Raw genomic sequence first — 12,295 nt, 5'->3', positions numbered from 1 at the left:
CAGCGGATCGTTACCGTTCGACTCACAGACCGAGGTCGGCAGCGGTGTAGAAGCCCGAGTCGACGAGCTGCTCCTGGACGTTGTCCTTTGTGATCACGACGGGGGTGAGCAGGTAGGAGGGGACGACGATCCTGCCGTTGTCGTAGGACTCGGTGTCATTGACCTCGACAGTCTCGCCCTTGACGATCTGGTCGACCATCTTCGCGACGCGGTCGCCCAGCGCCCGGGTATCCTTCCACACGCTCATCGACTGCTTGCCGGCGATGATGTTCTGAACATTCGCCTGGTCAGCGTCCTGTCCGGTGAGGATCGGCCACTCGTCGGCGGAGTAGCCGTCCGAATCGAGGGCCTGGGAGATGCCCAGGGCGAGGGAGTCGTTCGGCGACAGGACGGCCTCGACCTTCTTGTCGGAGTAGAAGGAGTTGAGGCGCGTCTCCATCTCGGACTGCGCGGTGGTGGACATCCACGCCTGGATGCCGATCGACTGCCAGTCATCGACGGTCTTGGGGGCCTTGCCCGAGGGGACGACGAGCTGTCCGGACTCGACGTACGGTGACAGCACATCCCAGGCGCCTTCGAAGAAGTACCTTGCATTGTTGTCATCGGGGGAACCCGCGAAGGGCTCGAAGTTGAACGGGCCGTTGCCACTGGCCAGGCCCAAAGTCTCTTCGACGTACTGGCCCTGGAGCTGACCGACCTTGTAGTTGTCGAAGGTCGCGTAGTAGTCGACTGCTTCGGTGTCGCGAATCAGGCGGTCGTAGGCGATGACGGTGATCCCAGAGGCCTTCGCCTGTTCGAGGACGGGGCCGAGTGCGGATCCGTCGATGGAGGCGACGACGAGGACCTCGGGCCCTTCGTTGATCATGTTCTGGATCTGAGTGATCTGCTGTTCGACCTTGTTATCGGCGTACTGCAGGGAGACGGAGTACCCCTCTTCCTTGAGCAGCTCCTCAAGGTGTCCGCCGTCTCGGTTCCACCTCTCGAGGGACTTCGTGGGCATTGAGACGCCGATGAGGCCACCCTGCCCGCCCGCGCCGGTCGCACCCGACTGCGAGGATGCTCCGCCGCGTTCGGAGGAGCATGCTCCCAGGCCGAGGGCGAGCGTTGCGGTGGCTGTCACCGCAATCATCTTCTTTGCGATTCCACGCATGTTCTGGCTCCTTCACCATTGATGAGGTTGGTGTATCCACTTCTGCGCGAATTGATTCGTTCGGCGCTGCCGCTCCCGAGCCCTTGCGGGCGGCGCGAGCGATGGCTGTTCCACGTCGAACAATTCCAGCCAACCGTCTTTTGTTACGCAACAAAACTTAGTCCTAGAGGAGGAAACCGTCAAGGTTGGTCCACTCCTCGTACGTCACAGCTTGGTAACAGCGTCAGCGAGCACCCCCACCTGTCCCCCAAGCCTCCATCACTCGTTGACCCAGGCTTCAAATAGGCACTGACCTCGACTTTTACGGTTTCAATCTGTATATGCGAGACACCTCTTGCGCGGGACGTGCATGGTCGTTAGAGTAAACACACATTTAGTTACGCAGCAAAACTAAATGAACTCCTAGCACTGTCTCACAGCTGTGATCGTGCTTTATGCGACGCCGGATCCGCCCCGAGCGATCCAGCGCGCCATCCCTTCACCCATCTGACTGAAAGTGGAGACACACAACATGTCCACTGGAAGAAAGAGATCACGGCGCTTCGGACTCCTGTCCGGCGCCGTGCTCGCAACATTCGCCCTCACTACTCCAGCGGCACTCGCCGTTGACACCCCGGGGAGCATCGATGCAGCCTCGGATCTGCCCGCCTACAAGAACACCGCCCTCCCCTTCGAAGTACGCGCAGCCGACCTCGTGTCGCGGATGACCCGCGCGGAGAAGATCGAACAGTTCCGTGCTGAACGCCAGCAGAACGACAAGACCATCGCCCCCGCGATCGAACGCCTCGGAGTCGACGCGTACAGCTACTGGAATGAGGCCCTCCACGGCATCGCCCGAGCCGACGAGGCCGGACGCGGTCTCAACGACGGCGGAGAAGCGACGGAGTTCCCCACGGGATTGGGAATCGCGGCCTCATGGAACCCCGACCTCGTCTATGAGATAGCATCTGCCGCATCGGATGAGGCCCGCGCCATGAACAACACGGCATCCGCAGCCGTCGCCTCACACAAGGGGCTGACCTACTGGTCGCCGACGATCAACATGGCCCGCGATCCCCGCTGGGGCCGGGCTGAAGAAAGCTACGGCGAAGACCCCGTCCTCACCGCTGTTATCGGTGGACAGTTCGTCGCAGGACTTCAGGGCGACGACGAGACATACCTGAAAACCGCCGCCACTCCGAAGCATTATCTTGCGAATAATTCTGAGACGAACCGCCACACCGGAAGCTCAAACCTGACCGAGGCAGAACTTCGCGAATATTATACTCCGGCCTTCGCCGAACTCGTCGGAACCTACGGGGCCGGATCCCTCATGACCTCGTACAACGCGGTCAATGGCGTTCCGGTGTCGGCCAGCCGTGAATACGTCGAGACGCTCGCCCGTCGAACCTTCGGATTCAACGGCACCATCACCTCCGACTGCGACGCAATTCGAGATGTCTGGCAGGAGGCCAACCACAATTGGGGACCCGATGGGACCCCACTCAGCGCAGCCGAAGCCGTCGCATGGACCCTCAAGACGGGAGTCGACCTCGACTGCATGGATCAGGACTACCCGACCCACCTCGAAGACTCCTACCTCGAGGGCAATGTCACCGAAGCCGGCATGGAGGCCTCTCTCGTGAGGACCTTCACCATCCGCATGCGCACCGGTGAATTCGATCCCGAAGACTCCGTGCCGTGGCGCAACTCGGAATACAGCCTGGCCGCGCAGATCTCCGCACCCGATCACCTGGCCGTATCGCGCCAGATGAGTGCTGAGGGAACGGTTCTTCTACGCAATGAGACGATGGATTCCGGCTCTCCGCTACTCCCCTTCGATGCGACCGCCGCCAGCAATATCGTCGTCGTCGGACCACTGGCGACGATGGAGGTTCACGGAGACTACTCCCCCTCGGCGATCGCCGAGCACTCCAATGCCCTTGAGGGAATCGAGAAAGCCGTGACGGCCGCCAACCCCGGTGCAACCGTCACCTACATCTCCGGGATGAACAAGACCGGGTTCGAGAACAAGCGCAAGCCGAACATCGGCGGCCAGGTCGGAGACTCGAATGCAGCCGTTCGATTCCTCGACGCCGGGGGCGACGAGCTCGCACGGGTCGCACCCGAAACGCTCCTCGCGAACCAGAGCTTCGCTGGATGGCGATCGGTCCAGCCGTGGTACCCGATCACGAACCAGCTGATCACGCAGGGCGCGTGGGGCGGCTACTTCAACATCGACGCCGAGATTCCCGCAGGCACCGTCACAGTGGAGATCATCCAGTCCAACGAGGACAACACCTTGGAGGGCGGCCGCTTCGACATCCGCGTCGGCGACCGCGATGGTGCCCTCATCGGTTCAGTTGACGCACTCGGCCGCACCGCTTCAGCGCCCTACACGGGACCGACGGGCGCTCAGAGCCTGTACTTCGTCTATGAGAATGACTCTTTCGAGCCGCTCCTGTCCGACGAGGAGACCACTGCGATTCAGAACGCTGACGCGGTGATCGCCTACGTCGGCACCATCGCTGGAAACAACTCGACGAATCCGCGAATCGACGGCAACCCCTCGGACTCGTCAGAAGACGAGGATCGCGCGAACCTCGACCTGCCCCGCGGTCAGGCTCTGCTCATCAACACCGTGTCGGAGATGAACCCGAACACGGCCGCGTGGATTCAGGCCATCGGCCAGGTCAACGTCGAACCCTTCAAGGACTCGGTTGCGGGCCTCGTGTGGACGACGTACAACGGCATGTATCAGGGCGACAACGTCGGCGATGTGCTGTTCGGCAATGCCAATCCCTCGGGCCGCCTTCCGTTCACCCAGTACTCCGACATCAACCAGCTCGACGATGTCCGCGATTACGTGATGACGCCGACCGACGGACGACTGGGGAGGACCTACCAGTACTTCACCGGTGACGTCACCTATCCTTTCGGCTACGGCCTGTCATACTCCGAGTTCGAGTTCTCGAACCTGCGTATGACGAGCGGAGACGCCCTCGATGTCGATGGCACCCTCACCGCTGTCGTCGATGTGACGAACACGTCCGCAGTCGCGGGGCAGGAAGTCGTCCAGCTGTACGTCGCCTCCCCGTCCGCGTCCGACCCGATGCGCCCCGACGCCCAACTCAAGGCCTTCAAGAAGATCAGCCTCGAGCCGGGGGAGACGCAGAGTGTCGAACTCGATGTCGAAGGCGCTGACCTGTGGTTCTGGGATTCCGACGCGGATCGCAAGATCTGGGAGAACGGCACCTGGACGCTGTGGGTGGGCCCCTCGTCGGATCCCGACGACGGACTCGTCTCATCCTTCTCGCTGACAGGTTCGCTCACTCCCGCGATCAATGTGGTCGCCGCGATTCCCGACGGAGTCGACCTCAATATGGCGACCCCGCGCAATGCGATTCACGCGAATCTATCCGCGACCCGCAATGACGATTCCTTCTACGATCTCGAGGACGAGGGTGTCACCGTCGTCTACTCGTCGTCGGATCCGTCGATCGCGGCCGTCGATGCGGAGGGTGCAGTCACGCCGGTGAGTGCAGGTGTCGCCGTCATCACCGCGACGGTCTTCGCCGATGGGGACGAGAAGTCGACGACCTTCCCCGTCATCGTGCGCTCGGGCGCTACCACCGAGGATGGAGCCACGATCGATGACCATCTCGTCGATTTCGGGGATCAGACGGTCCTCACAGCCGATGCGGCTGTAGGGATCCGCCTGTCCGCGGAGCTCACCCCCACGGTGAACAAGGCGGAGTACACGTATCGTCTCGCCCTCAACGAGGAGAATTCCGCCGACGCCGTCATTGAGGATGGGATCCTCATGGCATCGCGGCCCGGCAAGGTGAGAGTGACGGCACTGGCCCTGTCAACAGATGAGGGTCTCGTCTACTCGCACACCGCCACGATCACCATCGTGGATGAGCTCCCCGAGCCGCAGCCGACCCCGGAGCCGACCCCGGAGCCCGGTGATGAGCCGACCCCGGAGCCCGGTGATGAGCCTGGCGGCTACGGCGGCGCACCGGATACGACGACCCCCGGCGACGCATCCGCCCCTCAGGGCACAAGCGACGTCACGGGATCCAAGTCCCCGCTTGCACGGACCGGCGCGTCCTCCATCGCGCTGCTCCTCGTCGCAAGCGCAGCGCTCACGACGCTCGGCGCCTCAGCCGTGTACGTGAGACGCCGCACCCGTCAGTGATCCACTGACAAGTGGGGTGGCCTGTAGCGAGCTACAGGCCACCCCACTTATTCACATCGCCCCGAAGAGCGCGCTCCCCGGGGCGCACACGCTCCCGAAGCACAGCCCCCGCAGCGCACCCCAGCGCAGGCACACGCATCGGCCTCTCGGCGACGGAATCGGCTGACAGCCGAGTATTCGTCACCGAGAGGCCGAGTCGTGCAGTTCAGGCGAAGACTCCTGAAGCGGAGCTCAGGCGCGAGAGCGTCGGCGCAGAGCGTGCGCTCCGATGCCGAGGCCGCCCAGCATCGCCGCAGCGAGGGTCAGCGCGAGAGCAGAAGCGCCCGTCACCGCAAGACCACCCGAGCCCTTCGAGTCCTTGCCCTCCGGGACAGCGCCGTCCTGAGCATCGGGTGCCTCAGCTGCGCCCTCGTCGGATCCGACGACTTCGAGAGCCACAGAGGCGCTCAAGCCGGACGACTCCTGCACGAGGCGCACCTCATGTTCCCCGAGCTCGGCGTCCGCGGGAATCGTGAACTCGAAGCCCACCGTTCCCTCCTCGTCAGCGGGGGCGGTACCGATGACCACGGGATCCGAATGGAAGGTCGCGGTGACATCCCCACCCGGGACGAAGCCCATGCCGGTGATCGACACGACCTGGCCGCGGCGGACCTTGGAGGCGTCGATGACGACAGTCGGCTCATCCGCCGCAGGGGCGGGCAGGAGTCGCATCGTCCCCCAGTGGGCGGGAGAGCGCCACGAGTTGCCCGTCGGATCCGCCCAGATGCGCACCGACGCGCGCCGACCGTCCACACCGTCATTCACCTGGGCGTCGAACCCCTGAACGGTGTTATCGCCGCCCGCGCTCAGCAGGTCGATCGCGACCTCCACGATGTAACCGGTCTCGGTGGGCACGACCGCGGAAGTCACGCGCTGCTCCTGCTCACCGACATTGCCGGTGCCGAAAGTGGTGACGTTCTCCCGGTTTACGCGCAACTGCATATCGGTGTCCTGGTAGGACTCGGACTTGAGGTTGCCCAGGTCGAGGAACACCTCGACGGAATCCTGTTCGTGGACCTCGGAGGAGGACACGTCAGGAGTCGAGTCTGCGACCTCGAAGAGCAGGTGCAGGGCAGAAGACTCCCCGGACTGGGACCACAGGGCGCGGATCTGCGCGCTCGCACCGTCCGCCCCCTCGATCTGCTTGTCGGTCGAGAACACCACGGCACCATCCCACGCCTCGTCGATGATTCCATCGACGACGGGCGCCTCGTCGGTCTTCGGGGCGGCCACCGTGGACAGGTCCTCGGCGAGGATGAGCGTGCCGAGCAGGCCGCCGCCGTTCCAACCGGCGACCTCGCCCGCATCGGAAACCGACGCTTCGAAGCGCACCTGGTTACCGGCTTCGAGCCCGCCCATCGGGATCGTCACGGTGACGGACCAACCGTCCCCACGGTCCTCGACGCGAAGATCGGACAGACCGTCAACGCCGGTGGTATTGCGCGAAATCGTGTACTCACGGTCGGCGGTCATCAGGGTCACCGCATCCGATTCCTCCACATCCGCATCGTCGATGTCGACGCGCACCACGATGCCCTCCGCGTTCCACCTCGCCTGGAAGGCGGCGGAATCGGAGATAGCGGTACCCCTCATCAGCGACCACGTGTCAGAAGCGGGGTCCGATGCGTCGGCGGCTCCGAAGACCGTCATCGACTGGGACTCGCGGGGGATGTCGAGGCCGAGGATGCCCGCATAGGCCCACTTGCCGTCGTAGTCGTTATCGAATGCGAGCGGGGCACCCGAACAGGTGCGCCACGACCGGTAGTCGGCCAGGCCCCACAGGGTCACAGAGAACACATTGCCATCATCGGCCTGTTGCTTGCGGAAAATATCGAACGCGGAGCGGTAGAAGGCGCCCTGGCGGCGCAGTAGATCCTCGGTGACGGGGGTGCCGGTCGGCACATCCATCTCGGTGACCGCCTGGACGACGGGCAGGTCGTCGAATAGATCCATCGCCGCGGCAAGGTTGGAGACATTCGTCGCCAGGGACACGTGGAACTGGTGTCCGACGCCGTCAATGGGAACTCCGCGCCCGAGGAGCCGCTCGACGAGGGCGCGGTAGCGCGCTGTCTTCGTGCCCGCACCCGTGCCGTTCTCCGTGTTGTACTCGTTGATGAACAATGCGATCGGATGGTCGGAGCCCGACGCGGCGTAGGTCCCGTTGAAGGCCTCATCGGCGTAGAGGAACGCCAGGTCGATGAACTCCTCGCCGAGGATCTGATACCAGTAGGAGGTCCTCAGCCCATTCGAAGCGGGGTTCGCCCCATCGGCGACGACCTCGTTGACGACATCGAAGGCGACAAGGGGGTTCGTGTCAGAACCGAAGGCGCCGTAGCGGTCGGAGAGGTATTTGGCGACGTTGAAGATGTGCGTGCGCATGCGTTCGCGAGCGATCGCCTTATGCTCATCGGAGTCGGTGAGGAAATTGCCCTCATCGTCTTGGAAGAACCAGTCCGGGGTTTGGGAGTGCCACACGAGGACGTGGCCGTAGACGCGCTTACCGGTCTCGGCCCCCCAGGTCATGAGCGCGTCGGCCTCGGCATTATTCGACGTGAACTGCCACGGGCCGTCGTACCAGGCCTCGACCTTCATGAAGTTCTCAGGAGTGACCTGATTGAAGTTCTGATCAAGGGCGGCCCGAGCAGCGGGTTCAGTGGTCGCGTAGGCCTGGATCGCGGCTCCCAGCGGGAAGGGCAGCGATTCGAAGAGGGGCTGGCTGTCATCGAGGCCCGCGGGCTTGGTCGATGCCTGAGCCGCCGGGCAGTCGCCGGTATTCCCGGTGTCGGCGCCGTCGTTATCGGGATCGTCGGCCTGGGCGCCCGTGATTCGGATGTCGTCGAGGTAGAAGGACGCGATGTCAGATGCGGCCTCGAAGTACAGGGTTCCCGAGACGACGTCGGTGCCGACAGTGTAGGTGCCGGAGATGTCGGCCCACCCCGCGTCGCTCACGGGAGTCGCACCGACGCGCACATAATTCTGGTCGTTCTCAGCCGCGGTGATGTACACCTCGGTCGCTTCGGTGCCTTGGGCGAGCCGGACCTTGGCCGCCACCTGGTAGGCCTCACCCGGGACGAAATTGCCTGCGAGCGGCATTTCAACGCCGTGCCAGTTGGCGGTGCGTCCCGAGACGAGCATGCTGCGCGACCCGGATGCCGCCTCAGCGTCAGTGACGGCGATTTCGGCGCCTCCGCGTCCCCGCCATGGGGCGGTGGACTCGTCCTCGAAGGTCGAGGCGACGACATCGGCCGCCGCCTCTGTCCCAGGCGCGGCGTCATCCGCGAGTGCCGGTGCGACCCCGAGCCCTACCAGGGCGAGGGCCGCTGTGGCCAGTCCGGCGCTCAGGCGCGTGGATGCGCGTCTGGAGCGTGTGGTGATCCTCATGGGTTTCCTTTCGGGTAGGGCCCGCAGACCGATTCATCAGCATTGACTGACAGCGGCACGGGGGACGACTCCGTCCCCTCCTGCTGGGCGATCCTTCGTAGCGATGTGGTCGGGAAGTCGGGTTATTCCTGCGACAGCGTCACCGTGAGGGCGTCGGCGGCATCACCGTTCAAGGCCACGGCCCCTGTTGCTTCGTCACAGCGGACCTCGTACTCACCGGCCATGCCCGTAAGCTCCAGGCGACCGTTGTCGTCGGTGCTCGCACGGGTGGGCTCCACCCACCACTGGCCCTTGACGAGGTTGCGCAGCGAGTAATACGACGGCTTCGGCGTGCCATCGGAGTAGACCAGTCCGACGGGTGCTCCGAGCCACGCTCCGGCGTCGGTGAATCCCCAGTAGGTGATGGCGTCGACGGCCTCGTGACTCATCAGAGTCGTGTAGTGGCGGACGATCTCGTCGGCCTGGCGCTCCAACCCCTCGGGCGTGGAGGGCCACTGCGGGATCTGATAGTCGTTGAGGTCGACGATCTCGGGCGGCATGAGGTGCCCGGATAGAAGCGTCGTCTCGGTCATGTGCAGCGGCAGTCCGAAACGGGCGAAGCGCTCGAGGACTGCGAAGGTCTTCTCCTCGCCCCAGTAGCCCTGGTGCATGTGGCTCTGCAGGCCGATCGCGTCGATCTTGATCCCGGCCTCGAGGCACTCCTCGATGAGGTGCTCGTAGGCGGGGGACATGTTGAAGTCGTTGAGCAGGAGCATCGCATCCGGGTTCGCCTCGCGGGCGGTCTCGAATGCGAGGCGGATCGTCTCCACGCGGCCGAGTTTCTGGCACAGGCGGGTCAGACCGTTGTCCTCCTTGTCGAAGACCGGCATGATGACGACCTCGTTGATCGCATCCCACATGTCGACGACGCCGGTGAAGTCGGTGACGTCCCGTGTGATCCGCGAGCGCACGGCCTCTTCGATCCCGTCGACGTCGAGGTCGAGGAGCCACTTCGGGGCGAGGGTGTGCCAGGCGAGGGGATGGCCCTTAGGGGTAGCGCCGTGGGCTCGGATCCACGCGGCGGTGCGCAGGAGGCGCTGGGTGTCCGGCTTTGCGCGTTCGGGTTCGAAACCGCCCCAATAGAAGGGAAGAGTCGCCATGTTGAAGATGTCGAAGAAGCGGTCGACGAGGGCGGCCGCCTGTGCGGGCGAGGCGCCGCCGAAGGGACTGTCCGGGTCGGCCGACTCCTCCCCATTGGCGAGGCCGATGAAATCGAATCCGATATTGCCGAATCCGAAGGCGTGGGAGCGCTGTTCCACGGTGACGGAGCGGTTCGCCAGGGGGCGACCGGAGTCATCGACGAGGGTGAGGACTGAGCCCGCATCACGGTGTGCGAGGGCTGGGGGCAGGGTGATTCCGATGCGCTCCATTGCGCGTCCTTCCGGTAGGGTGTCAGGCCGTCTCGGCCCACGATTCGATCGAAGTGAGGACATCCGCTCCCATGCGGGCGGATTCCTCGATGGCAAGTCCCAGGAGGTGATCCTGGCAGGCGTCGGCGAGGCTGTAGGGGCCCGAGGCCTCCCCCCTCGCCCAGGCTCCCGCTGCTTCGAGGAGGTCGGCGACGGCGAGGTCGTCTTCGGAGAAGGCGGCGCCCCTCCATGCATTGGAGTAGATGATCCGCCCGTCGAAGGACACGGTGTCGAGTTCATTGCCCTCGAGGTTCATGTCGACGCCGAGCCTGCGGTAGGACAGGGGCGAGCGGACGACGCCCTCGTCGGTGAGACGGGTGACCTCATCGTCAGTAATCTCTCCGCGGGTGCCGCGGATGAGGATCCTCCTGGATAGGAGGGGGTTCCACCATTGGTTGTCGACGAATTGGTACAGGCCGGTGCGCGAGTCTCCGAAATCGAGGGTCGCGACGGTCGTTTTCATCTCGCGCGGCGACGCCCCAGCGTCCCACCCGGTGAAACTCAGCGGGTCGATGAGTGGGGCCGAGAAGGTGCGCGCGTTGACGCGGACCGGGCCGAATCCTGCTCGAAGGAAAGCACGCATCATAGAGGTCGCGTGGTACAGGTGAGTGGAGGCGACTTCGACGAAGGTCGGCTCCCCGATCACCCCGAGGTCGCATACTGTCTTGCGGCTGGCGTGCCCGGGCATCAGCATGTACTGCTCGCCGACCTGCACGAGGTCGGAGTCCCCGACTGTGTTCCACAGTGCGCGAAGCCCGTCCGCATCGGGCGCCGGAGGCGTCTCGGCGAGGACCTTCACACCACGGTCGACGAGTTCGGCGACCACGCCGGGCATGGAGGGCCATGACACTGCGGCGATGACGAATTCGGGGGCAGGGGCGAGTAGCTCGTCGATGGTGGAGACGGTGGGGACTGCCCAGGCGTTGCGCAGGCGTTCGGCCGCTTCGGGTCGGCGCACGAGGACGCCCGTGACGTCCAACCGCTCGGGAGCGGCGGCCGCGAGCCTCAAGAAGAACTCCGAACGCCATCCTGCTCCAATGATGGCGAAGGAAACGGGACCGTTCACGCGTGCGCCTGCGGGGTATTCGATGCGAGCAGGGAGCGCGCCCAATCGACCTGCTTGAGCCACTGGTAGGCGCCACCGCCCTCATGGTTGTTGAACTCGTACACCTCGATGCGCGGCTGGGGCACGCCGGTGTGCGAGGCCGCCCCCCACCAGTTGCGCGCCGCGAAGACCGACGACGGCGGGCACACTGTGTCGAGCAGCGCGGTGGAGAACAGCGCGGGGACGTCGGCGCGCCTGCCCAGGAGCACGCCGTCGAAGTAGGACAGGGTGTGGAACACCGTGTCGCACCGGTCCCTGAACACCGCGAGGTAGCGGACGATCTCGTCATAGGGGGTGCCCTCGGTCAGTCCGACGGAGCGCCGGAAGTGATTCATGAAGGGCACGTCCGGCATCGCGCCGATGACGCGGGGGTTGAGTGCGGCGGCGGCGATCGTCATCGCCCCGCCCTGCGAGCCTCCGGTGACAATGATCTTGTCGGCGTCGACCTGGGGAAGCACCGCTGCGGCCTCGACCGCGTGATGCGCATCGACGTAGAGACGGCGGTAGTAGTGGTCGCGCGGATCCTCAATGCCGCGAGTCATGAAGCCCTGGTCGGCGCTCCCGCTGGCATGCGGGTCGGGGGTCGCTCCCCCGCTGCCCCAGGTTCCGCCCTGTCCGCGCGAGTCCATGAACACGTGCGCGAACCCGGCGCTCGCCCAGTCGAGGTGGTCGGTGGCCAGTCCGCGCCCGCCCCCATACCCCTGGTATTGGACGATGGTCGCCAGGGGGCCCGATGCTGCGGCGGGCACGGTGAGCCACGCCTTGATCGGGTCGGAACCGTATCCGGGGAAGGTCACGTCCCATACGCGCAGCGTCTCAAGCGGTGTGTCCGCCTCGACGACGGTCACCGCCTGCTGGTCGAATGGATTGTCTGCCAGGGTCTGCGCCCAGAAGGCGTCAAAGTCGTCGGGTTCGACGAGCTCGGGCTTGTAGCCGATGAGTTCGTCGAGGTCCATGTCGTATCGCGTTGCCATAGGGCCTCCCTAGTAGGT

At 64.7% G+C, this 12,295-nt stretch carries 6 protein-coding genes; 1 reads left to right on the top strand and 5 read right to left on the bottom strand.

What is annotated here, in order from left to right; genetic code table 11:
• Positions 1-22 precede the first annotated feature (22 nt).
• Entirely contained in the window at positions 23-1,150 is a 1,128-nt protein-coding gene (gene chvE, locus BQ7471_RS09090; protein WP_076465711.1) for a multiple monosaccharide ABC transporter substrate-binding protein, read from the bottom strand.
• A 511-nt stretch (positions 1,151-1,661) separates the two neighbouring features.
• On the opposite strand from chvE, the gene BQ7471_RS11535 reads away from it, so the two are divergent.
• Positions 1,662-5,330, top strand: coding sequence for a glycoside hydrolase family 3 N-terminal domain-containing protein (locus tag BQ7471_RS11535; RefSeq protein ID WP_076465709.1), 3,669 nt, complete (start codon positions 1,662-1,664; stop codon positions 5,328-5,330).
• 231 nt (positions 5,331-5,561) lie between these two features.
• Here the strand turns inward: BQ7471_RS11535 and BQ7471_RS09080 are convergent, their stop codons facing one another.
• The 4 genes from BQ7471_RS09080 to BQ7471_RS09065 form a co-directional block, all read right to left on the bottom strand.
• Complete coding sequence (locus BQ7471_RS09080; RefSeq protein WP_076465708.1) at positions 5,562-8,750, bottom strand: endo-1,4-beta-xylanase; 3,189 nt, start codon at positions 8,748-8,750, stop codon at positions 5,562-5,564.
• A gap of 122 nt (positions 8,751-8,872) precedes the next feature.
• Positions 8,873-10,159, bottom strand: coding sequence for an endo-1,4-beta-xylanase (locus BQ7471_RS09075; RefSeq protein WP_076465707.1), 1,287 nt, complete (start codon positions 10,157-10,159; stop codon positions 8,873-8,875).
• A 22-nt stretch (positions 10,160-10,181) separates the two neighbouring features.
• Positions 10,182-11,264 (bottom strand): Gfo/Idh/MocA family protein, encoded by a 1,083-nt coding sequence (locus BQ7471_RS09070; protein ID WP_076465706.1) that lies wholly within the window; start codon positions 11,262-11,264, stop codon positions 10,182-10,184.
• Positions 11,261-12,277 carry an acetylxylan esterase gene (locus BQ7471_RS09065; RefSeq protein ID WP_076465704.1) on the bottom strand — a complete coding sequence of 339 codons (1,017 nt, stop codon included), beginning with the start codon at positions 12,275-12,277 and terminating at the stop codon, positions 11,261-11,263. The genes BQ7471_RS09070 and BQ7471_RS09065 overlap by 4 nt, the downstream gene beginning before the upstream one ends.
• Between the last annotated feature and the right edge of the window lie 18 nt (positions 12,278-12,295).

The sequence above is a fragment of the Actinomyces mediterranea genome (genome assembly GCF_900155595.1).
GTDB lineage: Bacteria > Actinomycetota > Actinomycetes > Actinomycetales > Actinomycetaceae > Pauljensenia > Pauljensenia mediterranea.
This window is presented reverse-complemented; position numbering and strand designations above follow the sequence as displayed.

Excerpts from the sequence above, each read along its gene's own strand:
- BQ7471_RS11535 (WP_076465709.1), top strand. The coding sequence starts at position 1,662 with ATGTCCACTGGAAGAAAGAGATCACGGCGCTTCGGACTCCTGTCCGGC.
- BQ7471_RS09075 (WP_076465707.1), bottom strand. The coding sequence starts at position 10,159 with ATGGAGCGCATCGGAATCACCCTGCCCCCAGCCCTCGCACACCGTGAT.
- BQ7471_RS09080 (WP_076465708.1), bottom strand. The coding sequence starts at position 8,750 with ATGAGGATCACCACACGCTCCAGACGCGCATCCACGCGCCTGAGCGCC.
- BQ7471_RS09065 (WP_076465704.1), bottom strand. The coding sequence starts at position 12,277 with ATGGCAACGCGATACGACATGGACCTCGACGAACTCATCGGCTACAAG.
- chvE (WP_076465711.1), bottom strand. The coding sequence starts at position 1,150 with ATGCGTGGAATCGCAAAGAAGATGATTGCGGTGACAGCCACCGCAACG.